Origin of the sequence: Synechococcus sp. BIOS-U3-1, from assembly GCF_014279975.1 — a bacterium.
Classification (GTDB): domain Bacteria; phylum Cyanobacteriota; class Cyanobacteriia; order PCC-6307; family Cyanobiaceae; genus Synechococcus_C.
In genome coordinates this window covers 866,944-891,461 of the sequence record NZ_CP047936.1, presented here as the reverse complement: position 1 = coordinate 891,461, position 24,518 = coordinate 866,944, and the positions used below count along the sequence as shown (strand labels likewise).

The 24,518-nt window shown below is 56.8% G+C and carries 29 protein-coding genes; 14 read left to right on the top strand and 15 right to left on the bottom strand.

Annotation, left to right across the window (positions count from 1 at the left end; genetic code table 11):
- Positions 1 to 2 precede the first annotated feature (2 nt).
- From polA to cysS, 3 genes are all read left to right on the top strand, one after another.
- The gene (gene polA, locus SynBIOSU31_RS04560; protein ID WP_186492291.1) at positions 3 to 3,014 is read left to right on the top strand and encodes a DNA polymerase I; all 3,012 of its coding nucleotides are present in this window, start codon (positions 3 to 5) and stop codon (positions 3,012 to 3,014) included.
- 423 nt (positions 3,015 to 3,437) lie between these two features.
- Complete coding sequence (locus SynBIOSU31_RS04555) at positions 3,438 to 3,758, top strand: hypothetical protein (RefSeq protein ID WP_370593679.1); 321 nt, start codon at positions 3,438 to 3,440, stop codon at positions 3,756 to 3,758.
- Between the two features lie 169 nt (positions 3,759 to 3,927).
- Entirely contained in the window at positions 3,928 to 5,424 is a 1,497-nt protein-coding gene (gene cysS / locus SynBIOSU31_RS04550) for a cysteine--tRNA ligase (protein WP_186492845.1), read from the top strand.
- On the opposite strand, the gene SynBIOSU31_RS04545 is transcribed toward cysS, so the two are convergent.
- Positions 5,425 to 5,664 (bottom strand): hypothetical protein, encoded by a 240-nt coding sequence (locus SynBIOSU31_RS04545; protein ID WP_186492846.1) that lies wholly within the window; start codon positions 5,662 to 5,664, stop codon positions 5,425 to 5,427.
- Between the two features lie 77 nt (positions 5,665 to 5,741).
- On the opposite strand from SynBIOSU31_RS04545, the gene SynBIOSU31_RS04540 reads away from it, so the two are divergent.
- A complete protein-coding gene (locus SynBIOSU31_RS04540) occupies positions 5,742 to 6,161 on the top strand; it encodes a DUF2721 domain-containing protein (RefSeq protein WP_370593678.1) in 420 nt (139 codons plus the stop codon).
- A gap of 14 nt (positions 6,162 to 6,175) precedes the next feature.
- Here the strand turns inward: SynBIOSU31_RS04540 and SynBIOSU31_RS04535 are convergent, their stop codons facing one another.
- The gene (locus SynBIOSU31_RS04535; RefSeq protein WP_186492843.1) at positions 6,176 to 7,519 is read right to left on the bottom strand and encodes a sodium-dependent transporter; all 1,344 of its coding nucleotides are present in this window, start codon (positions 7,517 to 7,519) and stop codon (positions 6,176 to 6,178) included.
- An 82-nt stretch (positions 7,520 to 7,601) separates the two neighbouring features.
- On the opposite strand from SynBIOSU31_RS04535, the gene SynBIOSU31_RS04530 reads away from it, so the two are divergent.
- Both SynBIOSU31_RS04530 and SynBIOSU31_RS04525 read left to right on the top strand, forming a co-directional pair.
- Positions 7,602 to 8,855: a 1-deoxy-D-xylulose-5-phosphate reductoisomerase gene (locus tag SynBIOSU31_RS04530; protein WP_186492842.1), complete on the top strand. Its 1,254-nt coding sequence runs from the start codon at positions 7,602 to 7,604 to the stop codon at positions 8,853 to 8,855.
- Entirely contained in the window at positions 8,852 to 9,193 is a 342-nt protein-coding gene (locus SynBIOSU31_RS04525; RefSeq protein WP_186492289.1) for a (2Fe-2S) ferredoxin domain-containing protein, read from the top strand. Before SynBIOSU31_RS04530 ends, SynBIOSU31_RS04525 begins: the two co-directional genes overlap by 4 nt.
- Here the strand turns inward: SynBIOSU31_RS04525 and SynBIOSU31_RS04520 are convergent.
- Genes SynBIOSU31_RS04520 through SynBIOSU31_RS04505 form a run of 4 tightly spaced genes read right to left on the bottom strand, consistent with a single transcriptional unit; the run spans position 9,171 to position 13,257 of the window.
- Entirely contained in the window at positions 9,171 to 10,328 is a 1,158-nt protein-coding gene (locus tag SynBIOSU31_RS04520; RefSeq protein ID WP_186492288.1) for a YheT family hydrolase, read from the bottom strand. The two genes, SynBIOSU31_RS04525 and SynBIOSU31_RS04520, sit on opposite strands and share 23 nt — an antisense overlap.
- Before the next feature lie 24 nt (positions 10,329 to 10,352).
- Positions 10,353 to 11,774 carry an NAD(P)(+) transhydrogenase (Re/Si-specific) subunit beta gene (locus SynBIOSU31_RS04515; protein WP_186492287.1) on the bottom strand — a complete coding sequence of 474 codons (1,422 nt, stop codon included), beginning with the start codon at positions 11,772 to 11,774 and terminating at the stop codon, positions 10,353 to 10,355.
- Positions 11,774 to 12,118: an NAD(P) transhydrogenase subunit alpha gene (locus tag SynBIOSU31_RS04510; protein ID WP_370593677.1), complete on the bottom strand. Its 345-nt coding sequence runs from the start codon at positions 12,116 to 12,118 to the stop codon at positions 11,774 to 11,776. The genes SynBIOSU31_RS04515 and SynBIOSU31_RS04510 overlap by 1 nt, the downstream gene beginning before the upstream one ends.
- Positions 12,118 to 13,257 (bottom strand): Re/Si-specific NAD(P)(+) transhydrogenase subunit alpha, encoded by a 1,140-nt coding sequence (locus SynBIOSU31_RS04505; RefSeq protein ID WP_186492286.1) that lies wholly within the window; start codon positions 13,255 to 13,257, stop codon positions 12,118 to 12,120. The genes SynBIOSU31_RS04510 and SynBIOSU31_RS04505 overlap by 1 nt, the downstream gene beginning before the upstream one ends.
- A 124-nt stretch (positions 13,258 to 13,381) precedes the next feature.
- Here SynBIOSU31_RS04505 and SynBIOSU31_RS04500 point away from each other — a divergent pair, with 124 nt between their 5' ends.
- On the top strand, positions 13,382 to 13,960 hold the full coding sequence (locus SynBIOSU31_RS04500; protein WP_186492285.1) for an EF-1 guanine nucleotide exchange domain-containing protein: 579 nt from the start codon (positions 13,382 to 13,384) through the stop codon (positions 13,958 to 13,960).
- Positions 13,961 to 13,989: 29 nt separating this feature from the next.
- On the opposite strand, the gene SynBIOSU31_RS04495 is transcribed toward SynBIOSU31_RS04500, so the two are convergent.
- Together SynBIOSU31_RS04495 and SynBIOSU31_RS14915 are read right to left on the bottom strand one after the other, a co-directional pair.
- On the bottom strand, positions 13,990 to 14,166 hold the full coding sequence (locus SynBIOSU31_RS04495) for a hypothetical protein (protein WP_186492284.1): 177 nt from the start codon (positions 14,164 to 14,166) through the stop codon (positions 13,990 to 13,992).
- 108 nt (positions 14,167 to 14,274) lie between these two features.
- The gene (locus tag SynBIOSU31_RS14915; RefSeq protein WP_370593676.1) at positions 14,275 to 14,403 is read right to left on the bottom strand and encodes a hypothetical protein; all 129 of its coding nucleotides are present in this window, start codon (positions 14,401 to 14,403) and stop codon (positions 14,275 to 14,277) included.
- Between SynBIOSU31_RS14915 and SynBIOSU31_RS04490 the strand changes: the two genes are divergently transcribed.
- The 3 genes from SynBIOSU31_RS04490 (at position 14,347) to trxB (ending at position 17,571) form a co-directional block, all read left to right on the top strand.
- The gene (locus SynBIOSU31_RS04490; RefSeq protein ID WP_370593707.1) at positions 14,347 to 15,702 is read left to right on the top strand and encodes a DEAD/DEAH box helicase; all 1,356 of its coding nucleotides are present in this window, start codon (positions 14,347 to 14,349) and stop codon (positions 15,700 to 15,702) included. The two genes, SynBIOSU31_RS14915 and SynBIOSU31_RS04490, sit on opposite strands and share 57 nt — an antisense overlap.
- 96 nt (positions 15,703 to 15,798) lie before the next feature.
- Positions 15,799 to 16,047 (top strand): hypothetical protein, encoded by a 249-nt coding sequence (locus SynBIOSU31_RS04485; RefSeq protein WP_186492839.1) that lies wholly within the window; start codon positions 15,799 to 15,801, stop codon positions 16,045 to 16,047.
- Positions 16,048 to 16,209: 162 nt separating this feature from the next.
- Positions 16,210 to 17,571, top strand: a complete 1,362-nt coding sequence (gene trxB / locus SynBIOSU31_RS04480; RefSeq protein ID WP_186492283.1) for a thioredoxin-disulfide reductase — start codon at positions 16,210 to 16,212, stop codon at positions 17,569 to 17,571.
- A gap of 3 nt (positions 17,572 to 17,574) precedes the next feature.
- Here the strand turns inward: trxB and infA are convergent, their stop codons facing one another.
- Positions 17,575 to 17,844 carry a translation initiation factor IF-1 gene (gene infA, locus SynBIOSU31_RS04475; protein WP_006041809.1) on the bottom strand — a complete coding sequence of 90 codons (270 nt, stop codon included), beginning with the start codon at positions 17,842 to 17,844 and terminating at the stop codon, positions 17,575 to 17,577.
- A 227-nt stretch (positions 17,845 to 18,071) separates the two neighbouring features.
- Between infA and SynBIOSU31_RS04470 the strand changes: the two genes are divergently transcribed.
- Together SynBIOSU31_RS04470 and SynBIOSU31_RS04465 are read left to right on the top strand one after the other, a co-directional pair.
- Positions 18,072 to 18,320, top strand: a complete 249-nt coding sequence (locus SynBIOSU31_RS04470; RefSeq protein ID WP_186492282.1) for a Nif11-like leader peptide family natural product precursor — start codon at positions 18,072 to 18,074, stop codon at positions 18,318 to 18,320.
- Positions 18,299 to 18,934, top strand: coding sequence for a pseudouridine synthase (locus SynBIOSU31_RS04465; protein ID WP_186492838.1), 636 nt, complete (start codon positions 18,299 to 18,301; stop codon positions 18,932 to 18,934). The genes SynBIOSU31_RS04470 and SynBIOSU31_RS04465 overlap by 22 nt, the downstream gene beginning before the upstream one ends.
- On the opposite strand, the gene SynBIOSU31_RS04460 is transcribed toward SynBIOSU31_RS04465, so the two are convergent.
- From SynBIOSU31_RS04460 to SynBIOSU31_RS04440, 5 genes are all read right to left on the bottom strand, one after another.
- Positions 18,909 to 19,688: a methyltransferase domain-containing protein gene (locus tag SynBIOSU31_RS04460; protein ID WP_186492281.1), complete on the bottom strand. Its 780-nt coding sequence runs from the start codon at positions 19,686 to 19,688 to the stop codon at positions 18,909 to 18,911. The two genes, SynBIOSU31_RS04465 and SynBIOSU31_RS04460, sit on opposite strands and share 26 nt — an antisense overlap.
- A complete protein-coding gene (locus SynBIOSU31_RS04455) occupies positions 19,688 to 19,903 on the bottom strand; it encodes a hypothetical protein (protein ID WP_186492280.1) in 216 nt (71 codons plus the stop codon). The genes SynBIOSU31_RS04460 and SynBIOSU31_RS04455 overlap by 1 nt, the downstream gene beginning before the upstream one ends.
- Positions 19,904 to 19,980: 77 nt before the next feature.
- Positions 19,981 to 20,943, bottom strand: coding sequence for an NAD(P)H-binding protein (locus SynBIOSU31_RS04450; RefSeq protein ID WP_186492279.1), 963 nt, complete (start codon positions 20,941 to 20,943; stop codon positions 19,981 to 19,983).
- Between the two features lie 55 nt (positions 20,944 to 20,998).
- Entirely contained in the window at positions 20,999 to 21,097 is a 99-nt protein-coding gene (gene petM, locus SynBIOSU31_RS04445; protein ID WP_011933540.1) for a cytochrome b6-f complex subunit PetM, read from the bottom strand.
- A gap of 27 nt (positions 21,098 to 21,124) precedes the next feature.
- Positions 21,125 to 22,333: a N2,N2-dimethylguanosine tRNA methyltransferase gene (locus SynBIOSU31_RS04440; RefSeq protein ID WP_186492278.1), complete on the bottom strand. Its 1,209-nt coding sequence runs from the start codon at positions 22,331 to 22,333 to the stop codon at positions 21,125 to 21,127.
- On the opposite strand from SynBIOSU31_RS04440, the gene SynBIOSU31_RS04435 reads away from it, so the two are divergent.
- A complete protein-coding gene (locus tag SynBIOSU31_RS04435) occupies positions 22,302 to 23,282 on the top strand; it encodes an alpha/beta fold hydrolase (protein ID WP_255477360.1) in 981 nt (326 codons plus the stop codon). The genes SynBIOSU31_RS04440 and SynBIOSU31_RS04435 overlap by 32 nt on opposite strands.
- Positions 23,279 to 23,809: an acetolactate synthase small subunit gene (gene ilvN, locus SynBIOSU31_RS04430; RefSeq protein WP_186492277.1), complete on the top strand. Its 531-nt coding sequence runs from the start codon at positions 23,279 to 23,281 to the stop codon at positions 23,807 to 23,809. The genes SynBIOSU31_RS04435 and ilvN overlap by 4 nt, the downstream gene beginning before the upstream one ends.
- A gap of 13 nt (positions 23,810 to 23,822) precedes the next feature.
- Here the strand turns inward: ilvN and SynBIOSU31_RS04425 are convergent, their stop codons facing one another.
- The gene (locus tag SynBIOSU31_RS04425) at positions 23,823 to 24,512 is read right to left on the bottom strand and encodes a peptidylprolyl isomerase (RefSeq protein WP_186492276.1); all 690 of its coding nucleotides are present in this window, start codon (positions 24,510 to 24,512) and stop codon (positions 23,823 to 23,825) included.
- Positions 24,513 to 24,518: the final 6 nt, after the last annotated feature.

The following is a 24,518-nucleotide window of genomic DNA, read 5'->3' as shown; positions in this document are numbered from 1 at the left end:
CCATGCCAGAAACCAAGGAGAAACCCCTGCTACTGCTGGTGGATGGCCATTCACTGGCCTTCCGCAGTTTTTATGCCTTCAGCAAAGGCGGAGAAGGGGGGTTGGCCACCAAAGACGGCCGTCCAACCAGCGTGACCTATGGATTTCTCAAGGCCCTGCTCGAGAACTGCAAGGGGCTAAAGCCTCAAGGTGTGACGATCGCATTTGACACAGCCGAGCCCACCTTCCGCCACAAAGCTGATCCCAACTACAAGGCGCACCGGGATGTAGCACCGGATGTGTTCTTTCAAGACCTTGATCAACTTCAGTTGATCCTGCGCAACCAGCTGCAGCTCCCTCTTTGTATGGCGCCTGGCTTCGAGGCGGATGACGTGCTCGGCACCCTCGCCAACCGAGCCGCATCCTCGGGATGGCGAGTGAGAATTCTCAGCGGCGACCGCGATCTGTTTCAGCTGGTGGACGACCAGCGGGACATTGCCGTGATGTACATGGGTGGCGGACCCTATGCAAAGAGCAGCGGACCCACCCTGATTGATGAGGCAGGTGTCCAGTTCAAGCTCGGAGTGATGCCCGACAAAGTGGTGGACCTCAAGGCACTCACTGGAGACAGCTCTGACAACATTCCAGGAGTGAAAGGAGTCGGCCCGAAAACAGCGATCAATCTGCTCAAAGAGAATTTCGACCTTGATGGCGTGTACAAGGTTCTGGCCGAAGTTGAGGCGGAAGGCCCCAAGGCCAGCAGAGGTGCTGTCAAAGGGGCTCTAAAGGGCAAGCTCAGCGCCGACCGTGACAACGCCTATCTCTCAAGACAACTGGCCGAAATCCTGGTCGACATCCCACTACCTGAAGAACCCGTTCTTGAACTTGGGCCCGTGGATGGCGACGGCCTAGAGGCGCAGCTCAAGGATCTAGAGCTGAACAGCCTGGTACGACAGGTTCCAGGTTTCATCGCCACTTTCTCACCAGGCGGTCTGACGGCGAACGCCCAACTGCTCGAGACCAAGGTATCCAACGACTCCAATCAATCCACCAGGTCAACAGGTGCTGCCGCGACGGAGCTAGACAGCTCAGACGCTTTGAACCAGGACGGCGCGCCACCCCAACCAGATCTGCATCCACAGCTGATCAACAGCGACAAAGGCTTGCAAGAGCTAATGAAAAAGTTGCAGTCCTGCACCGACCCCACTGCGCCTGTTGCCCTTGACACGGAAACCAGCGATCTCAACCCCTTCAAAGCACAGCTGGTTGGTATTGGCGTGTGTTGGGGTCCAGGCGATGCAGATCTCGCTTACATCCCTGTTGGTCATCGTGCAACGGCAGAACCCACACTGGAAGCCGAGCACTCACTGGTGCAACTTCCACTCGAGACAGTGCTGGAACAGATGGCTCCCTGGCTGGCCAGCCCTGAGCACCCCAAAGCCTTGCAAAACGCGAAATATGACCGCCTGATCCTGCTGCGCCATGGCTTGCCGTTGGCGGGCGTGGCCATCGACACCATGCTGGCCGATTACCTGAAGGATGCCGCGGCGAAGCACGGCCTCGATGCCATGGCAACACGAATGTATGGAATCACTCCCACCCTGTTCAGTGATCTTGTCGGCAAGCCCAAGGACGGCAAGGCAAGCTGCTTCGCCGATGTAGAGCTCGACCAGGCGGCGTTGTATTGCGGCATGGACGTTCATCTCACGCGCCGACTGGCCATCGATCTACGCCAACAGCTGCAGGCCACAGGAGAACGACTCCCCAGTCTGTTGGACAACGTGGAACTGCCGCTGGAACCGGTGCTGGCTTTGATGGAAGCCACCGGAATCCGCATTGACCTGCCCTATCTCAGTGCGCTTTCAACAGAGATGGGTGACATCTTGCAGCGCCTAGAGAAAGAGGCCAAACAGGCAGCAGGAACCGACTTCAACCTCGCCTCGCCCAAGCAACTTGGCGAGTTGCTGTTCAACACCCTCGGCCTTGACCGCAAGAAATCCCGCAGGACTAAGACCGGCTACAGCACAGACGCCACCGTTCTAGAGAAACTAGAGGCTGATCACCCCGTGGTGCCGCTGGTCCTCGAACATCGCGTGCTGAGCAAGCTCAAGAGCACCTATGTGGACGCCCTTCCGCAACTCGTGGAAGCGGAAACAGGCAGGGTGCACACCGATTTCAATCAAGCGGTGACGGCCACCGGTCGGCTGAGCAGCAGTAATCCCAACCTTCAAAACATTCCAGTCCGCACGGAATACAGCCGCCGCATTCGCAAGGCCTTCCTTCCGCAAGAGAACTGGACACTACTTAGCGCGGATTATTCCCAGATTGAGTTGCGGATCCTCGCCCACCTCTCAGGCGAAGACGTACTGCAACAGGCCTACCGGGAGGGAGACGACGTGCATGCCCTGACAGCACGACTGCTGCTCGACAAAGATGAGGTGAACAGCGACGAACGACGCCTGGGCAAGACGATCAATTTCGGTGTGATCTACGGAATGGGTGCCCAGCGCTTTGCGCGAGAAACCGGGGTGAACCAGGCGGAGGCCAAGGATTTCCTACTGCGTTACCGGGAGCGCTATCCCAAAGTCTTCGCCTTTTTGGAATTGCAGGAACGACTAGCCCTCAGTCGCGGTTATGTGGAAACGATCATGGGGCGACGTCGTCCTTTCCACTTTGATCGCAACGGCCTAGGGCGTTTGCTGGGCAAGGAGCCCATGGACATCGACCTGGATGTCGCTCGTCGAGGCGGAATGGAGGCTCAGCAGTTGCGAGCTGCGGCCAATGCGCCGATTCAAGGATCTAGCGCTGACATCATCAAACTGGCCATGATCCAACTGCAGGCTGCGATCGAACAGCAAGCATTACCAGCACGTCTGCTTCTGCAGGTGCACGACGAACTGGTGCTTGAAGTGGATCCGGATGCTCTGAAGCTGATTCAAAACTTAGTGGTCAACACCATGGAGAAGGCTGTGAGCTTGAGCGTGCCCTTGGTGGCTGAGACCGGCCTCGGCGCCAACTGGATGGACGCGAAATGACAGTGAAGCAATCAACCTGCAAGAGGCAGAACACAATCAAACGCGACGCTTCAGGATCGAATGGCCCTCGCGATAGCCAATCACAGTCACTGAGACGATGATTGTTAATAGAGCAACAACGCCCATCCAGTCTGGATGCATCATCCACCTGAGCCCAGGATCCAACATAGACATTCTAGAGACAGTCAATGAATTGACACAAGGTCTAAGTAAAATCTTTTTATACGATCGACATCGCTCTAGAAAAACAATAAAAAATCACGACTCAACAAGCCTCAAGAGCGAGCAAAGTACAAACCATTGCGAGGCTTTTTATCGAGAAAACAACAAGCTCAACTCACAAGCCAGTAGAACGTTATGACCCGAAGAGCGTTTCATGGGCTGCACCTTCAGCCAACCGGCGCCCCCTCCTTCTTCTCATTCGTGACCTACACACCTCAAAGCAAAGAACAGATGCTTGCGTGTGGGGATCTGGGCGAAGAAGAGGAATACATCAATCCGGTCATCTGCGATTTCCTTCTGTTTGTTGCCGAATGGATCCTCAAAGTTCCACTGAACAATGACTTCCCCATTGGCTACGACGACGTAAAAGTAATCTGTTCAAGACAACGAGGGAATGGAAGCCAGCATGAATACCTGGTGCAAATCAGCGACCTTGCAGAGAATGAGCCAAGACGCTCAGTTCTAGAAAGACTGCTGGAAATCGTGCATCGACAATCGTGGAACGGCTTCAAGCCAACGTAAAAACCAACCACCGACAGCAGCGGACAACCGGCAGATCGTGGACAACCATTGACACTGATCTGAGCCAGTGAAGACAACAGGCCGGTAACGGCAGAGCAGAAATCAGCCGATTTAACGATGGGCCAGGAGTGAGAAGGCCGTAACCTCCTTGCAGAGCCTGATCAGACCTTTGCCACTGCGCCTCACAAACAGCCTGAGCAATCGCACCGAAGACTTCGAACCACTGGAGGCCGGCAAAGCAACGATCTACTGCTGTGGCGTCACGGTTTACGACCTCTGCCATCTTGGGCATGCACGCAGTTACATCAACTGGGACGTCTTACGGCGTTATCTCATTTGGCGCAATTACGAGGTTACCTTTGTACAGAACTACACAGATATCGACGACAAAATATTGAATAAGGCTAACTCCGAAGGGTCAACGATGGAGAACGTCAGTGAAAAAAATATTAAAGCCTTTGAAATCGACATGGCACGTTTACACATTCTGCCCGCAGATAAAATGCCACGGGCAACGTGTTGCATCCCAGGCATTCAAAATCTGATTGGCGAACTTGAAACAAAGGGAGCTGCCTACAGCTCAGACGGTGATGTGTATTTTGATATTTCCAAAGCAAAGAATTATGGCCAACTGAGTGGGCGAGATCCGAATGAGCAGCAACAGGGAGCCAGTGGCCGCACCAAGGAAGGAGAAGAAGAACGCAAGCGACATCCATTCGATTTCGCGCTCTGGAAAAAAACAAAAGATGGAGAGCCAGGCTGGGATTCACCCTGGGGAAGGGGACGACCCGGCTGGCACATCGAATGTTCAGCCATGGTTCGCGAAGAATTCGGTACAACAATTGATATCCATCTCGGCGGTGGAGACCTTGTCTTTCCGCACCATGAAAATGAAATTGCACAGTCCGAAACAGCCAACGAAGCTCAACTAGCCCGCGTTTGGATGCACAACGGCATGGTGAATGTGGGCGGCACAAAAATGTCGAAGTCACTCGGCAACTTCACAACAATCCGTGCGCTACTCGACAGCGGAGTGTCTGCGATGACTCTGAGGCTCTTTGTGCTCCAGGCGCACTACCGCAAGCCTCTCGATTTCACAGCAGAAGCTCTCGATGCGGCAAGCACCGGATGGAAAGGCCTTAACGCTGCTCTCGGCCTTGGCAGTGAATGTTTCAACCAGCTGGGCTGGCCTGGAGCAAACGCTTTGCCATCCGGAGCCATGCGTGCACAGAACTTGGCAGTGAATGAAGCCTTATCTGCCGCGCGCGACCGCTTTACCGAGGCCATGAATCAAGACCTGAACAGCTCTGGAGGCCTCGCGGTGCTGTTTGAACTGGCCAAACCACTGAAATCGCTGGCCAACCGACTGGAGCGTGGAGAACAGCTGGAAGATCGGGATGGACTAAATGCCCTACATCAACGCTGGCTGTTGCTCCGTGAGCTTGCAGCAGTGATGGGACTGCAGCATGAGCCTCTGAAATCCATGGAAAAGAGCCAAGCAGCGTCAGAGGACAGCTCCGCCATCGAAACTGCGATTTCTGCCCGCAAGGCCGCCAAGCAAGCCAGGGATTTTGCTGAGGCCGACCGCATCCGAGAACAGTTATCCAGTCAGGGAATTGAATTGATTGACAAGCCCGGTGGCATCACCGAATGGCGGCGCTGTTGATCAACGTTCTTTTGAGCTCATCATTGCCTCAATTTTGCGGATACGAGCCAGGGTGGTGGTCCAAACCTCCAGCCTGAAACGCTGTTCGCCAAGGGTGGGGTCCGAGGGATCGGCGGCATCGATCCAGCTCTGGAGTTGCTCCAGCTTGGCTTCAGGATCCTGCTTGGCCTCGAAGGCATCCCAGAGCTCCCGTTCAAGCCTGGCCCTCTCGATGAAATTCCAGCGTTTGAGCCAGAGCATCGTGTTGGAGTACATCAATGCACCTGTCTACCGGATTTCCTTCGCACGAGCCTTAGGGTTCGCCTAGGACCGGTGTGATGCTCATGGAACCCGAGAGCTTGTCCAAAGCCATTCAGCTTTCAGTTGCTCCGGTCTTTCTGCTAGCCGGCATCGGTGCATTGATGAATGTGATCTCCGGCCGCCTCGCGAGGATTGTCGACAACGCACGCAAGACCAAAACCGCCCTTGATGCCGGCGAGACGATCGATGAACGAGAGCAGTGGGCCTACCGCAGACGTATGCAGCTCACCATTCGCGCTGTGGAACTCCTGACAGCAGCAACCCTGCTGATCTCAGCTGTAGTGGCTGTGATGTTCTTCAGCGTGATCAGCCGTATCAATCTCACACTTGTGGTGGTTCCTTTATTCATCACGGCGATGCTGCTCGTGATGATGGCTTCGATCTGCTTCCTGCGAGAGGTGCGCATGGCTTCCGCCCACATCAATCGACTGTTCTGAACACTGGATTGAACTCAGCCCTGACCCGTCCATTTGCGGATCAAATCCACCACGCTGATCAACAGTCCGGCAGCAATCACTGGTGGTGATATCCAACGCAAACAGAACAGAAAAACGCGATTCAAAGAACTGGGCGTTCCTGATTGGCTCAGTTCTTGCGAGAAACGAGAAGGAATGACCCACCCCATCAGGAAACTAATGAGCAATCCGCCAAAGATTAAAAGTATTCCACCAAAAACTGACGTCATCCACCACAGCAACGGAGTCGAAGTCGCTGCTGGTAATCCAAGGACAAAAATCAGCGCTGCTACAACACACACCGCTTTTGTTCTGCTCCAACCCGCCAGCTGGATTAAGGAAGCGACCGGCACCTCAAGCAATGACACCGCTGAGGTAATTCCTGCGATGTAAGCCAAGCCAAAAAAGGTCACCGCGACAATTAGACCTGTAATACCCAGAGACGACAATCCAGTTGGCAAAGCTATAAAGATCGCACCAAGTGGCCTTGAGCTCACTAAATCTGTCAGGTCAAAGCTCATCACAATGGGGAAAGTAACCATCCCTGCCAGCAGACCCACAATTGTGTCCAGCGCCACGATGGAGACACCTTCTCTAGGCAAATGAGCTTTTCGATCTAAATACGCCGAATAGCAAACAATGCAACCTATTCCTGTGCCAATCGAAAAGAAAGCCTGCTCAAATGCATTTCTAATTGTTCCAAAGTCAAGGAAATACTTAGCATCCCAATTCAACAAAAAAGTGTTGTAACCGCTCGAAGATCCAGGCAAATATGCTGCCCAAATCACAAGACCTATCAACATCACAAACAGGAGAGGCAATCCCCAGCGGGACAATCTTTCGATACCACCTCGAATTCCAGCAGCAACAACAACCGCTGTTAAAAGCAAACTAAATCCTTGTCCCAATAAAGCCGAACGACCACCACTAAGCCCGTCATAAAAAGCTGTGGCTTCAGTTTCACTCTTGGGAAGACCATCAACCAGTGAGTGAACAAGAGTCGCAGCGGTCCAACCCATAAGAATCGCGTAAAAAGCCAGAATTCCGCAAGAAGCCAAGATGAAGAGCCAACCCAGCGGCCTCCAACGCTGTCCAGCAGCTTTCAGTGGAGCCACAAGTGGACTCTCCCCGGTACTGCGTCCGAGCACCATCTCTGCGACCAGAACCGGCAGGCAGACGACCAAAACGATCAGTAGGTAGAGCAGCACGAACGTGCCACCACCTCCCTGTGAGGCCCTGTAGGCGAATCCCCAGAGATTGCCAAGGCCCACCGCACTGCCCGCTGCCGCCAGAACAAATCCCAGCCCCGAACCCCAGTGCTCCTTCTGCGCTGCCGCCATAACCGTGAACACAGTGCCTTGGCCGAAGTTTGCCAGGGCCTGAAATTGAAGTGGGAGGATGGCTGCAACCGCCAGGATCCGCGTGAAAGCCATCAGCGTGCTGGGCTCCACCGGCTCAATTGGCACTCAGACCCTCGAAATCGTTCAGGACTTCCCGGAACAGTTCCGGGTGGTGGCCCTGACAGCCGGCCGCAACCTGCCCCTGCTCGTGGAGCAGATTCAGCGACACAGCCCCGAGGTGGTAGCCCTCGCTGATGAATCTCTTCTGAAGGAACTGAAGGAACGCCTTGCTTCTCTCCCCGCCGATCAACAGCCTCAACGCAAACCGGAACTGGTGGGAGGCCCCGGCGGGCTGAACGTTGCCGCCTCATGGGACACAGCAGACCTGGTGGTGACGGGCATTGTTGGCTGTGCAGGACTACTTCCAACCCTGGCGGCTATCCAGGCCGGAAAGGATCTTGCGTTGGCCAATAAGGAAACCCTGATCGCAGCGGGTCCTGTTGTGCTGCCAGAGCTCAAGAAAAGCGGCAGCCGTCTACTACCAGCCGATTCTGAGCACTCCGCCATCTTCCAGTGCCTGCAGGGCACACCCTGGGCTGATAATGCTCGCCTCTCAACAGGTGTTCCCACTCCGGGCCTGCGCCGGATCCAGCTCACGGCTTCAGGTGGTGCTTTCCGTGATTGGGCACCCGCCGATCTGGAGAAAGCCACCGTGGCCGACGCCACCTCCCATCCCAACTGGAGCATGGGCCGAAAGATCACCGTGGACTCAGCGTCGCTGATGAATAAAGGGCTGGAGGTGATCGAAGCCCACTATCTGTTCGGCCTCGACTACGACAACATCGAAATCGTCATTCACCCGCAGAGCATCATTCACTCGATGATCGAGCTGGCTGACTCCTCGGTCTTGGCGCAACTGGGGTGGCCAGACATGAAGCTGCCGATCCTTTACTGCATGAGTTGGCCCTCGCGCCTTGAGACACCCTGGCGTCGGCTGAATCTGACCGAGGTCGGGCAACTCACCTTCAACAAACCCGATCCCGCCAAATACCCCTGCATGGAACTGGCGTACGCCGCCGGCAGGGCCGGTGGAACCATGCCGGCTGTGCTCAATGCCGCCAATGAAGAGGCGGTGGCCCAGTTCCTCGAAGAGCGGATTCATTTCCTCGACATTCCCGACCTGATCGAAACAGCCTGCGAGCGCCACAAATCCGACCGGGTTGACCAGCCGCAACTGGATGACGTGCTGGCCGTCGATCAGTGGGCCCGTACCGCCGTGCGCGAACAGGTTGACCGGGGCACACGACGACTTCCGCTCACTGCCATGGCGGCGTGATCAGTCACCACCTGCTTCTTTGTGCAACAGCCACCAAAGCGAAATGCTGTGATCCTGCACTTGGCGCAGCCAGCTGGGAGGCTCTGAAACTTGGAGTGCGGGAGCTGGCACTAGAGCGACCGGACCGGCCAGGCGGGGTGGTCCTGCGCAGCAAAGCTGACTGCCTGCGGGTTTGTGATCAGGGCCCGGTGTTGCTGATCTGGCCGGATGGCATCTGGTACGGAGGAGTCACGCCGGAACGGATTCGACGCATCCTTGAAGAGCATGTGATCGGTGGGCGGCCCTGCGAAGACTGGGTGATCCGCCGCAGCCCTTTCAGCTTGGGTCATCAGCGCTGAGTTGAATCAACCAGGACGAAGCCACACGATCGGACCAGCATCCGCTCTCCACGCTGTCGCCGGGAGCATGAAAGCCGTTGTGGCCGCCTCTCTGCGTGAGCAGGACCGACACAGGGTCACGCTGATCAGCGGGCTGCAACATCAGTGCGGAGAGCAAACGCTTGGCTCCAGACGCCGGCACCCAGGGATCATCAAGTGCCTGAAGCAACAGGGTGGGTGGCAACGAACGCCGATCATCGAGCAGATAGGGCAAGGGAGATGCCCTTGAGTAATAGGCATCCACGGAATCGAACCCCCAGCGAGGAGCCGTGACAGCCGCATCAAAGGCGCGGATCGATCGCGGTGGATTTTGGGTCAGCGATTGATTCTCCTGCAGGCTCACGCCGAAGGGGTCTGCCAGTGTTTGTCTCACCAGGCGTTGCAGCAACCAACGCTGATAGACCCGGTTACGCGGTCGTTCAATCGAGGCGCTGCAGGCGGCCAGATCTAGGGGGCTGCTGGCGCAGAACAATCCATCGAGTACTAGCTGGTCGGGGGGAAGTCCGGCCGCGGCCCTGTCCTCAGAACTGGACAGACAAGCGTTCAAAAGCATCGTGCCGCCGAGAGAGACCCCAGCACCGAACAAGGGCAAAGCAGAACTGGATGGTGCCAGCTGTCGACAAAGCTCACGAGCACGCACGATCACTGGCAGCAGATCGCTGTTGCAAGCGGCGGCATAGGTTCCACCGGCCAGATCTCTGCCAGGGTCAGCCCCCCGCAGATTGAGCCTCAGCACCGCAAACCCATTCCTCTGCAACGTGAGAACCAGGCGCCGGAGGCCCTCTCGACGACTGGAACCACCAAGACCATGAAGGGCCAGCACAAGGGCTCGCGGGCGTACGGAATCCCCCGCAGGCGTGGGCAGGGGGCGATCCAGAAAGGCCAACAATTCTCCGGCAGCTGCTGCACCACTTGCCAGTGGGGGAACAGCAATCCGAATCGGCTCTCCTTGATCCTCAGGAAGAGGAACTGGCCGAATCGTGTCGTGCAGAGTTTGCAGGTCACCACCGACCCAGGGCCAGCGCTGTTGATAGGTGACAACCCCCAGCTGCTCAAGCAACTGGGGGTTGTGCTGAATTCGAGAATCAGAACCCATCAAAGATCGTTCAGACCGATCTGATTACTTCTTACCAACACCAAGCTCCTTCAGCTCACCAAGCAGATCACCAAGAACTTTCTTGGCATCACCGAACACCATGGACGTGTTAGCAAGCTCAAAGAGATCGTTCTTGATCCCTGAATAACCAGCGCTCATGCCACGTTTCACGACAAAGACTGTGCGTGCTTGCTGAACATCAAGCACCGGCATGCCGTAGAGGGGGGATTCTGGATCGCTCTTGGCCTGGGGGTTGACGACATCGTTAGCACCCAGCACCAGCACCACATCAGTGGCGGGGAAATCAGGATTGATGACGTCCATTTCCTTGAGCTGTTCATAGGGCACATCGGCTTCAGCGAGCAGCACATTCATGTGACCTGGCATGCGTCCAGCCACGGGATGAATGGCGTAATCAACCTGAATACCGGCTGCTTCCAGGGAACGGGTGACCTCCCTGAGCGTGTGCTGAGCCTGCGCAACAGCTAGGCCATAACCAGGCACAATCACCACGCGCTCAGCCGCTTCAAGGGTGAGCGCACACTCCTCAACACTGCAGCTGGTGATGTTGGTGTACTCACCACCACCACCCTTGGAGGAGGAGCCGGCTCCGAGCGCTCCACCGAATAACACCGAAACCAGTGAACGGTTCATGCCGTTGCACATCACCTGGGTCAGGATTAGGCCAGCAGCACCAACCATGGCACCAGCCACAATCAGAAGCTGGCTGCCCACCACAAAACCTGCTGCTGCAGCTGCCACCCCTGAATAACTATTGAGCAGGGAGATCACCACAGGCATGTCTGCGCCGCCGATGGGCAGGGTGACGCCAATGCCGAGCAGTCCAGAAGCGATCACCAACAACCACAGTGCGGCCTGACTGCTGCCATTGGAAGCGATCAGTTTGATCGCAGCCACAAGACAAACAACAGCCAGAGCAATGTTCACCAGATGACGGATTTTGCTCTGCATCCAGGGAGGCGTTGAGAGCCAGCCCTGGAGCTTGGCCATCGCGACGATCGAGCCAGTGAAGGTGATGGAGCCAACGAAAACGGAGATCACAATCGATACAACCGCCACGAGCGTGCCGTCATCGAGCGTTCCAGGGAACAGTGCCGCAGCCAGAGCAACCAACAGCGATGACATGCCGCCACAGCCGTTGAACAGCGCCACGGTTTCGGGCATGGAGGTCATGGGAACCCGCTGGGCCGTAATCGCACCCAGTACTCCTCCGACAAGAGTGCCGGCGATGATCCACGCCCAGGCCTGACTGTCGAAGCTTGGAGTGCCCACATAACTGATCAAAAGACCAATGACAGCGAGTGCCATGGCAACAGCGGCGAGCTGATTGGCACTGCGTGCGGAACGCACCTTGGAAAGACCCTTGATACCGAGGGACAGCAGCAGAACGGCGACAAGGTCAATGGCGTAGTTCAGGAACTCCATCAGCTGTTCTCCTTGCGGGCGGGCTTGCGGCTGAACATGGCGAGCATGCGATCAGTGACGAGGAAACCGCCAATCACATTGAAGAGAGCGAAGCCAAGGGAGACCGAGCCGAGAACAAGGAGAGGAGTGCTTCCATTGGCTTTGATGATCGCGGTGAGTGCGGCCAGCATCGTGATGCCGGAGATGGCATTGGCACCACTCATTAATGGCGTGTGCAGCGTTGGGGGGACCTTGCCGATCAATTCGAAGCCGAGCAGGCTTCCGAGCAGCAAGACCCACAGGGCATTCACCAGTGGTGGGGTTTGGGAGGCAGTGGCCGCACCCATCAGAAAAAGGGAATCCATCAATTGGCTCCTGGGGTGAGAACGTCTCCACGACGGATAGTGCCGTCCTGACTGATCAGGCATCCGGCGATCAGCTCGTCCTCGCTGTCGAGGGTGAGCTGACCATCTTTGAGGGTCGGTTGAAGCAAGGCCAGCAGATTGCGAGCGAACATCGCACTGGCGTGATTGGGAACCGTGCAGGGCAGGTCGTTGGCACCGATTAGCTTCACACCGTTACGGTCCACGGTCTGAGAAGGAAGGGTCTCGGCACAGTTGCCTCCCTGGGCAACAGCAAGATCCACAACCACGGCTCCTGGGCGCATGCGATCCAGCATGTCCTCACTGATCAGCCGAGGGGCACGACGTCCTGGAACCTGGGCTGTGCAGATGGCCACATCCGCCTCAGCCAGCTGATCGGAGAGCTGCTGGCGCTGCGCTGCGAGAAAAGCGTCAGAGGCCTGCTTGGCATAGCCACCCGACTCCGCAGGCTTGTCATCAATCTCGGGAGGGTCGATGAAGCGGGCCCCAAGTGACTCCACCTGTTCTTTCACCGCAGGGCGAATGTCGCTGACGTAAACGACAGCACCAAGCCGGCGTGCCGTTGCGACCGCCTGCAAGCCAGCCACCCCAGCACCCAGAATCACGACGCGAGCTGGCTGAACAGTGCCTGCTGCCGTCATCAGCATGGGGAAATAACGGTCTAATGCGGCCGAAGCCAACAGCACAGATTTATACCCGGCAATATTGGCTTGCGATGACAGAGCATCAGCGGACTGAGCACGACTGATACGAGGAAGCAGTTCAAGAGCCATGGCAGAAAGACCTGCTTGTTGCAGAACCCCAGCCAGCTCAGCGTTTGCATAGGGAGAGAGAAGACCTACAACCAGAGCTCCGCGACGGAGCTGAGACAGAGCATTCGCAGAGGGTGACTGGACGCAGAGCAACACATCAGCCTGTGACCAGGCCGTGTTGTCACCACAGGTGACCAGTTCAGCCCCAGCTTCGGCATAGGCCTGATCCAGAAAGCCGGACGATTGTCCAGCACCCTTTTCGAGGATGACCCTGCAGCCGAGTGCAGTGAATTTCTTGACAGTTTCCGGAGAAGCCGCAACGCGGGTTTCGCCCGCTGCGCTCTCCGCCGGAATCAACAGTATGGGCAAGATCGTGATGCTGCCGACCCAGTCAAGATTACGAGGTCACGGGGTGAGCGGGCCTGCATCTTTTCTGAAGATGCGGTTTGACCTTGAAGCCTGTAGCTAGGGAGAGGTTCCTGTCTGCAACAGCATGGGACTCACTGCAATCGAATGCCCTGATGGCGTCTGCCACAGCCACCACGGAGGTCATGCCGTGGACCGCAGCACCATGGAACACCTTCTGGCTGAACACGGCCGTGAATGGTGCGAGCGCTTGGCCGAGCGGATCTACGAAATGTCGGTGGACACGTTCTCGCAGAACGTAATGCCAAGCCTGCATGCGGCAGGCTGGCAACGACGTCATCTCGACTGGGAATTCAAGCTCAGGGAAATGGATTCCGAGCCGGATCGCACCCTGGTGGATGGAATCATCAATGCCACCGAAAGCTTTCTGCGCAGCAGTGAGGTGCATCGCCTGTTCATCCAAGAGCTCGTCCAGGGGACGTTTGATGAGGCCTCAGACGATCACCTGCGTGCGGAAGCCGTCAGGCATTTGATCGAGAAGGAGATCCTGACGCTTCTAAAAGAAAACAGAGCTGAACTGATGGATCGCCTGACATCAAGAATCATGGAACCGGCAGGCGGTCAGGTTGAGCGCGCTCAGAAGGCCGCTTCGGAGGGAGTGATGGAAGTGGAGCGATTGCTCTGCAACCACACCGAATCGCTCTGAACTCTTGGTCAAGCCATGAGAAAGGAGCTTCAGAACATCGGCTGAAGCTCCTCCTCCACCGCGAGCGCCTGAGGGCGATAGCCCTGGCCGTGAAGCAGACGCGCTCGAAGAATGAGCGGGTCAAGGTCGCACTCAAGGGGCCAGCAACGCTCCAAACAACGTCGGGACTCAGGATTGGATGAGTATCGGAGAAGGCTTCTGGCCATGGCGGCAGGGGGCCGAACCCCAGGGGCTGATGGTCGGAAGTTAAGGGTGGCGCAACCGATTGGAATGGTTAGAAAGACCTATCTTTCCTCGTCGCCATCAACACACCGTCATTCGCTCTTGGTACCGAGCTTCCATGCCGGACGATTCGTCCCAGGCAATGGCAACAGCAGCTCATTCAGCTGCTGCGTAGACGGCTGGACCCAGAGACGACAGCGCCTCGTGATGTCCTGATTCATGCCGGACCAGGCGCTGGCAAAACGCTTGGGGCCTTGCTCTCCTTTCGGGTGATGCAGTCGGAGGGCAGGCTTCAACGCGCTCTGATCTTCTGCCACCGCACCTCAATCCTCAGCCAGTGGCAGGCTGCCGCAGCCCAACTAGGCCTGCAGCTTGATCTCTGGAACGGGCCCAACAGCGCCTCAGACGACGCGGACGGATGGCTACTCAGCTACCAGGGAGCAGGGCGCCAGCAGGAAGCCCTGAAAGCCGAACTCAGAAGCTGGGACCAGGAACTGCTGTTGGCTATCGCCGACGAGGCGCATCACTTGGGAGTTGACCCCGACGAACCCGACGGCCCTGTTTGGGGACGAACATTTTTGGAGCTCAGCAGACATGCCCGCCTGCGTCTCGGTTTAACCGGAACCCCATTTCGTGCCGACAACCTCGCCTTCTGCGCTGCTCGTCGAGTGCGGGTGGAGGAAGCAGGTCAACTGGTGGAGCAGATCCATCCAGATCTATCGGTCGAACCACGAGAACTGATCGAAGCCGGTGATGTTCGTCCTCTGGAATTTCGCTTCCAAGACGGCTGGGTGGAACACGGCCAGGAAGGGCTACCAGACCGGGAGGTTTCCCCACTATCCGCGGAACAGAGGGAAAGTTGGAGAGCGCGGAACCTACGCCGCGCCATCCGTCTTTCCGACAGCAGCAGCATTGCCCAGCATTTGCTGCTGAGAGCCCGCACCAAGCTCGAAAGCGTTCGCCAACGCCACCCACGTGCAGGCGGGCTAGTGATCGCCCGCGACATTGAGCACGCCCGCAGCATTACCTTGCTGCTGGAGGAGGAAGGCGACCGGGTCGACCTGGTGCACTCTCAAGACCCAGGGGCGCCTGAACGCCTCAATGGATTTCAGAGCGGTGATGCCGACTGGCTTGTGAGCATTGACATGTGCGCGGAAGGGTTCGATGCGTCACGGCTGAGGGTGGTCGCTTATCTGACCACGGTGGTGACACGCAGTCGTTTCGTACAGGGGATCACTAGAGCCGTGCGCATGTGCAGCGAAAGGGCCTCGCTGGAAGCGGTTCCGCGTGAGCCCTCCTACGTGTTTGCTCCAGCGGATCCACTGCTGATGCAGTACGCCCGCAGCTGGTCTCTCTCCGAGCCGTACCGCATTGCAGCACCGCAAAGCCCAGAGAAGAGCGACAACAATTTGGGAGGTGACTGGCGAGGTCCGTCACTGCCGATGGAAGCGATTGAGGACGGAGCAGGAGCTCTCATCCGCATGCGCACCCCGCAGCTACCAAGATTTTTGCAGCGTTGAAAACATTTTTTCCCAAGAAAAAATGCGACATTCTGCGAAATTCAGCCTGATTTGGTCCCATCAACCATCAGCCTGGTCGCCATCTGGGAGACAGACATGGATGCAGCAATTGAACGTCGAGTCAACGTTGCCACCTGCTGGGCAAGAACCCGGATTGCAGTTCTAGACAGCGCTGAGCGCTATGAAGACAGCTATGCAATTACGCAGGAATTCAGAGAGTGGATCACGTGCTTAGGGGAACATCCTGAACTGCTTGAGGACTCTGTCTTGAGCGTTCAGCGATCACAAGGCAAGCACCATCACCTTGAATTCGACGGAGCAACAGACGGAGCGCTTGAAATCTAAAGAAAGCCTTAAATTTGCATCGAATCCTTAAGGCATTTTCGTCCAATTTGTACATCTAAGCAAAACAATTTTCACCAAAAGCTTTGAGTCGAGGAGATCTAGCGCTCCCGCTGTCGAGACGTTACAGAGATTAAAGTCAAGTCATAGTCAGTACGGATAAGCATGGCGGTTGAGAATCTGGTGATCGTGGGATCCGGCCCAGCCGGATACACCGCTGCGATTTATGCCGCTCGCGCCAATCTCAATCCCCTGTTGATTACAGGGTTTCAGAGAGGTGGCATCCCTGGTGGACAGCTAATGACCACCACCCATGTTGAAAATTTCCCAGGGTTCCCTGACGGCGTTCTCGGTCCAGACCTGATGGACCTGATGAAAGCCCAGGCCACGCGTTGGGGAACAAGGCTGCTTGAAGCTGATGCCGACCGCATTGACCTGAGCCAGCGTCCCTATCGCATTGAAGTCGAAGGGCAAATTGTTGAATCTCAGTCTGTGATCATCGCCACAGGGGCCAGTGCCAACCGTCTTGGACTACCCAATGAAGAGCGCTTCTGGAGCAAGGGCATCAGCGCCTGCGCCATCTGCGATGGAGCAACACCTCAGTTCCGCAATGAAGAACTAGCCGTGGTCGGCGGTGGAGATTCAGCCTGCGAGGAAGCGGTTTATCTCACCAAATACGGCAGCCATGTGCATCTTTTGGTGCGGTCAGACCGTCTGCGCGCCAGTGCGGCAATGAGTGATCGCGTTCAGGCCAATCCCCAGATCACTGTGCACTGGAACACCCAAGTGAGCGACGTTCAAGGTGACGACTGGCTGAGCAGCCTCAACCTGCATCGGCGTGACAGCAATGTCGATGAGCAACTAGCCGTTCGGGGCATGTTTTATGCCATCGGGCATACGCCAAACACAGAGTTGGTTCGCGACCAGCTCGACTGCGATCCAATCGGTTACTTAGTCACCCAGCCAGGTCGACCGGAAACCTCCATGGAAGGAGTTTTCGCAGCAGGCGACGTCGCAGATGGAGAGTGGCGTCAGGGAGTTACAGCCGCTGGCAGCGGCTGTCAGGCCGCCCTCGCCGCGGAACGCTGGCTCAGTCATCACAATTTGGCAACGCTTGTGAGTAGGGAACATGCCGAGCCAGCTCAAGCGGAAACGCCCCAGACCACAGTTGAGACAACAGAAGAGACCTACGACTCAAACGCCCTCTGGCAGAAGGGCAGTTATGCCTTGAGAAAGCTCTATCACGACAGCAGTAGGCCACTGTTGGTGGTCTATACATCCCCAAGCTGTGGCCCCTGCCACGTGCTCAAACCCCAGCTCAAGCGAGTGCTGGATGAACTCAAGGGAGATGCCCAGGGAATTGAAATCGATATCGAAGCCGATCAAGAAATCGCTCAACAGGCTGGAGTGAATGGCACTCCAACGGTTCAGCTATTTCACGACAAGCAACTGAAGCAGCAGTGGCGTGGGGTGAAGCAACGCAGTGAGTTCATGGACTCGATCCGCTCGGTTCTCACCGAAGCCTGAGCCTCAACGGCGACGAGGTCCACCCGGACGATTACCACCGGGACGACCTCCAGGTGCACCAGCGTTACGCTCCCTGTAGGTGATCCGGCCACGCGTTAAGTCATAGGGGCTGATCTCTACCAGTACTTTGTCTCCGGCAAGCAGTTTGATTCTGAACTTGGTGAGCTTGCCCGCTGCGCGGCAGAGACACTGATGACCTGCGGGCTGCTCCAGGGTCACCAGGTAAAACCCGTTGCCCTGTTCCTTCTCGATCACACCCGAGGTTTCAATCATGCGCCGGTATTGACCCGCAAACGTTCCTGCATTTTAGGAGGCCGCCTGCTGCCTAAGCAGCCCCAAGACAGATGAGCTCTCTCTAGGGTCAGCTGATCCCGAAACGAGCCGATGATTCTTCCACCCCTCTCACTGGATCTGGGGCTGCTGATGATTTCCATCGGTGCTGTGAACCTGTGGCGTGCCCGCCAGAAATCCACCTAACCTTCTGGAAACGCCAAATCGCCGTGTCCGAGTCTGCTCTCGCCTTTTTCGCAACCCTCACACAGACTGATTCCCAGGTCCGCGAACAGGTACGTCAGGCCTCGACTCCCATGCATGTGGTGAACCTGGCCAAAGAAAAAGGACACGTGTTTACCCAGGCCACCATGATGAAAATGCAGGCCGAAAAATTGAAGGATCTGCATGATGACCACATCAACAGCGCCTCAAGCTGGGGTGAAGCTCTGTTGATCTGCTTCGGCGAACACTCCTGACACTTCTGCTTCACAAGCCATTCGGAGTGCTGAGCCAGTTCACACTCGAACCCGGCAGTCGATGGGGGTGCCTCTCCGACTGGGTAAACGTGCCTGATGTGTATGCAGCGGGTCGTCTGGACGCCGACAGTGAGGGCCTGCTCCTACTGACTTCCAATGGTCGTCTGCAACAACGACTGACAGACCCACGTTTCGGGCATTGGCGCACCTATTGGGTGCAGGTTGAGGGCACTCCTGATCAATCTCAGCTGGATGCCCTTTGTGATGGGGTGATGGTCAAACAACAGCTCACAAGGCCTGCAAGAGCCCAAAGGCTTACTGCTGAGCAACAGAAGGCAATCAAGGAACGCAACCCGCCAATTCGCACAAGGCTCAGTATTCCCACCGCATGGCTCCAGCTGAGTCTCAGGGAAGGTCGCAACCGCCAAGTGCGTCGCATGACCGCAGCGGTAGGACTTCCCACGCTGAGACTGATCCGCCACAGCATTGATCTAATGGATGGAGGTCCGCCACTCAGCCTCAGTGGACTGTCTTCAGGCCAATGGCGTGAGCTCACCCCGGACGAGCATCAACGCTTAATGGCACTGCTCAACCGGCAGCCAAAGTTCCGGTGAGCGTGACAGCCCGGAATTCGATTCCTTCCACAACACGCCATGGCTGATCCGAGCGGTCGGCGTAACTCACATCCTCAAAGCCGAGTGCGCGGAAATCGTTCAGGAAGGCTTCCTCTTCCCATGCACCGCTAATACAACCACTCCAGAGCTCTGGGTCTTGTTGGAGATGCTGTGGAACCGTGCGGTTACACACAATGTCGCTGATGGCGACGCGGCCTAGAGGACGCAACACTCTGCGGATATTGGCGAGTAGGGCCGCACGTGCAGAAGGATTGACCAGGTTGAGAACACAATTGCTCAGCACTACATCCACACTGGCTGAGGGAATCAGCAACTCACCCGAAGCAGTAGGCGCATCCAGGGCTTCGATCGCACCCTCAACAAAACGAACGTTGCTGAAACCGACTCTCTCGGCCACCACAGGCGCCGCAACACGAGCAAGCTCCAACATGTCGGCGTTGCGATCCACCCCGATCACAGCACCACCGGCTCCGACAACCTGGGCGCAAATAAAGGCATTTTTGCCGCTGCCACTGCCCAGATCCAGCACGATGTCATCAGAGCGGACCCAGCGCGTCGGGTCGCCGCAACCGTAATCGCGATCCACCACCTCATTCGGGATGACTTTCAGCAAAGATGCATCAAAGGCGACTGGCGTGCAGAGGCAGGCTTCCTGCTCCAATGCAGCTGCGCCATAGCGCTCTTCAACGGCTTGAGTTTGATCCAGAGCCGGTCCACAACATCCTTCGCTCATCAGCCGAGGGCCTCCTGCAATTCGCGCACAGTCGACCATTGACCGTAGTAGTAATTGGCGCTCGCTCTGCGGTCGCTATCGGCGAGGCTGTCGAAGGCATCAAATCCAACACTGCGCCAGAGGTCATGACCACAGGCCCGGTCAAGCTCTGTTTCGGCTTCACGGGCAAGGTTTTCGAGACGTCGCTGCAGATTTTTGACTTGTGCGGCGGACATCTTTTTAAAAGGGAAGGTGAACTGAATCTATCGAAAAACTAGTACGCATCAACTAGCTAGACGAAATCGGGACTCGGTCAGAACGGCAATTTTTTCTTGGCGTCCTTGTCGAGATCGGCTTCCATTGCCCGCAGGCGCTTGAGGATGGTGTCGTAATACTCCTGGATGTAGGCCTCGAGATGAGTGATTTCACCAGGATCAATACCAAAGCTCTGACAGGTCTCCTCCATTGGCGCATCCATTGAACCGCCACCGCCAACGACCTCGGCGAATGCCAAACGCTCGGCCACATTCACAGCAGGTTCAAAGAAGGAACACATCCCTTCGGTGAATCGCATGATGAAAGAGGGCACTCGGAAGACCCTGGCCGATCTCTCAGAGGCACGCTCGCAGAGCTGAACTACCTCACCGCTGTTCCAGGCCTTAGGCCCCACAACAGGAAATGTTTTGCGTACTGTTTCCGCATGATCGAGCGCGGCCACAGCGAAACGGGCCATGTCCTGCGTATTCATATAAGCGATCGATGTGGGGCTGCCGCTCACCCAAACAGTTTGGCTCTCCAAAACAGGGATGGCGAACTGACTGATCACGCCCTGCATGAAAGCCACGCCTTGAAGGATGGTGTAGTCGAGCTCTGATTCCTTCAGGAGTTTTTCAGTGCAGTACTTGATGTCCATCAACGGGACATCACGATGCTGTTCTGCATTCAGAAGGGAAAGGAACACAAAACGGTTAACTCCAGCACGCTCACAGGCTCTGAGCAGATTGAGCTTGCCATCCCAGTCCGTCTCATACACGCTCCTGGGATCATCAGGGCGACTGGTGGCCGCATCGATCACAGCATCGACACCATCGAGGGCGTAGTCAAGGCTGGCAGGATTCAGCAGATCACCTCGAGTGAGTTCACATCCCCACTCCTGAAGGAAGGACGCTTTTCTGGGAGTTCGCACCATGCAGCGAACGTCATGACCTTGATCAAGAGCCCTGCGGGCGATTTGCCTGCCAAGGGTTCCTGTTCCACCGACCACAAGAACCTTCATGGGGCTTTCAAAGTCCAGTTGGGAGCTTAGTTGGCGCTCCATCGCATCGCGGGGATCAGTCCTTTTGAAGCTTCAGCAACAGGGCACCACCTGCCAGGCCAACGGGAATCAGCACCCAAAACACAGCTGCAATCCCGAAAATCTCCGAAGCCATTGAACTGAGCTCTGAATCAGCTTCTATTTAACGATCTCCAGCCATAAGTTGAATGCATTGTTGAAATAACTCAGCCAATGGCGCATCGGTGCGCAGCTGGCCATTCATGACTGCACTTGGGCAAGCCTGGTGCCCAGCTCTCAGAAGCGAATGAACCAGCTCATTCAGCGGAGGTGGTCCCGAAAGAGAAAGACGACTAGAGAGCTCGGCGGTTGACCAGCAGCAGACGGGCAATCCGCAATCCCTCTGCAGACGTTGCAGCAGACGCCGGCCAGCCGATGACAGGGTGACTGGCTGTAAGTCGGCAAGGTTGAGCAATTGATTCAGAAATGCAGACTTTTGTAGAGGACCGATCCAGAGCGGCCCTGTGACCGCCCATCGCCCCTGTCCATCAGTGCAGAGACATGACCTCCAGCCCGAAAGTTTTAAAAGGGCTTGCACCGCTTGATCACCACAGCGCTCGCAACGTGCCAGCAGACCCAGCTGCCATTCCTCATCAGCGGACATTCGCTGGTGCAGCCGCACCACGAGCCGAAATGTGCGTCCTTCGCTGAAACAGGCAACGGGTTCAAGACCCCGACCAAATTGCCAGGCTTCTCGCGCAAGCACTGCAAGCTGTAGTCGCAGGGCAATCTCCCAACTCGCAGGATGCGCTCGCGCCGCTGCCCCGAAATGACGGACCGCGGCAAGCCGGTCATGGCCAGTTGGCGAACGCCCATCGGTGCTGGCGAGGACCAGTAGTCCGTCGAAGCGAAGCACCGCTAAGGCCGACTGAACCAGAGCATTGGGACACCCGAAGGCATCAAGATCGATCAAATCGAAGAAGGTCTGATCGAGATAGGCCTGTCTCAACAGACGCTCCGCCGCCCAGCAGGTGGTCGTCAAAGCAAGACCACTAACAGCTTGCAAAGGCTGAAGGTTCGACTCCAGCAAAGAGCTGCGATTCGGATCGGCATCGTTGAACCAAAGTTCCAGATCGGGTCTGGATTCGGGAAGGGCCTCGAGTCCCCAGCGCAGTCCACGAATACCGCAACCGGCCATCAGGTCAAGCCAGCGCAGTGGCCGTTGTGCCTCTGACGCCTGGTGGGTCGCCAACAGAACCGAAAGATCCCTGGAGGGCCGAGAATCCTTTCGGAAAAAACCAGATCCCGTCTGCAGGCAGACAGCTCCTTCGCGATAGTGAGACGCTGGCGCTTCCAGATGCGTGCACGCAACCGCTCCCCAGCCTGCCTCCACCGGTGCCAACTGGGGAGAAGCCAGTACTTGGCACTGGATGGGTCTCAGTTGTCACTGGCGGGTTCTTGGGGAACCTTCCGCTCCACCCATCGTGCTCATTCACGGCTTCGGCGCCAGCAGCAGCCATTGGAGGCATAACGCCGGAGCTCTCGCAGCAGCTGGCTACCGGGTGTTCAGTCTCGATCTGATCGGATTCGGGCGCTCCGACCAGCCCGGCCTGAATCGGCACTTCTCACTTGACAACAGACTCTGGTCCAGACAATTGGCCACATTTCTCGAAGAGGTTGTGCAACAACCGGCGGTACTTGTGGGCAACTCACTAGGCGGCCTCACTGTTCTGACAACCGCTGCGCTGCGACCCGAGCTGGTGAAAGCTGCAGTTGCAGCGCCTCTACCGGACCCAACCCTGCTGCGCCCCCTGCGACAACAGCAGTCCGGCTGGCTTGTGCGATTGCGAGCCATCACGGTGACTGCGATCTGTCGCCTTCTACCCCTAGAGCTAATCGTGCCAATAATTGCGCGAACCCCATTGCTGCGAGCTGGGCTTCAGGGTGCTTATCAGCGATCGATTCAATCCGACAGAGAACTGCTCAACCTGATTGCCCAACCCGCCCTCAGGATGACAGCGGCGAGAAGCCTTCGGGCCATGAGCGTGGGCATGGCTTTGCGCCCCAGAAACGCCACCGCCTCAGTGCTCCTGCAACGTCTTAAAACGATGCTCAACGCCCCCCCGGTGCTGTTGCTCTGGGGGCGTCAGGACCGATTCGTGCCCTTGATGATCGGCGAATTAGTTCAATCCCAGCACCCATGGGTGGAGCTCAGAGTGATCGAAAATGCCGGGCATTGTCCCCACGACGAAACTCCTGAGCGCTTTCATCTGGAGTTGCTGCACTGGCTGGACCGTAATTTGGAAGGAACAAGCGCACCAGGGATCGGTCACCAGGCATGAAGCACACACTGTCGGTTCTGGTGGAGGACGAATCCGGCGCCCTCAGCCGTATCGCCGGCCTGTTCGCTCGCCGAGGCTTCAACATCGACAGCCTTGCGGTTGGTCCTGCTGAGGCTGCTGGTCGCTCAAGACTGACCATGGTGGTCGAGGGTGACGAACAAACCGTTCAACAGATGACCAAGCAGCTGGACAAACTTGTCAACGTCCTGCAGGTTCTCGACCTTTCACAGCGTCCTGCCGTTGAACGGGAGTTGATGCTGATGAAAGTCTCCGCACCCGCGGAACGGCGCAGCGCAATTCTTGAATTGGTTCAGGTGTTCAGAGCCAAGGTCGTCGATGTAGCCGACGACGCTCTGACCCTCGAGGTTGTGGGTGATCCGGGAAAGCTGGTTGCTTTGGAACGGCTGATGGCTCCCTATGGCATCGAGGAAATCGCCCGGACTGGCAAGGTCGCACTGGAAAGAGCTTCTGGGGTCAATACCGAAATGCTCAAAGCTTCAAACAGCGGCGGGCGCGTGCCCGCCTGAGCGTCCCATTTATTCAGAGGCCTGGTGTCAGTAAAGCGGCTTTCTCAAGGGTGTCGTCCTGACGGATGGCATCCACCACTTCAAGACCTTCAGTAACTCGCCCGAAAACGGCATAGCGACCGTCAAGCTCAGGAAGGGGCTTGAGTGCGATGTAGAACTGAGCACTGGCAGAATCCGGGGCCTGGGACCGAGCCATGGCCAGGGCTCCGCGTTCATGACTGAGCTTCAGTTGCACAAGCTCAGTGGGATTACTGACGACACGGCCATAACGAGGCTGGTCTTCGCCGTTGAAGGACAGCTCAAGAGGTACAAATCGTGCCTGGCCAGTGGTCGGATCAACAAAGCTGCCCGTTCCATACTGCGATTTCGGTGTAGCGGGATCACTGGAGGAGGGATCACCCCCCTGAACGACGAAAGGAACTGGGTCTCGCACTACGCGATGAAACACAGTGCCGTTGTATTCACCTCTTTGCACCAGGTCGAGAAAATTCCCAGCCGTCACAGGCGCGGCATCTCCATCGAGCTCCAACGTGATCGAACCCTTGCTAGTCGTGAGCTCAACGGTTGCTTTGCCCTGAAGACAAGGACTGATGGCCTGCTCGCACCCAACCGGCACCGAGGCAGTTGTACTTGACGCACAACTAATCAGCAGAGGCAGACACAGGGCAAGTGTCAAGAGTGTTTGAAAGGGTCGTGGAAACATGATTGT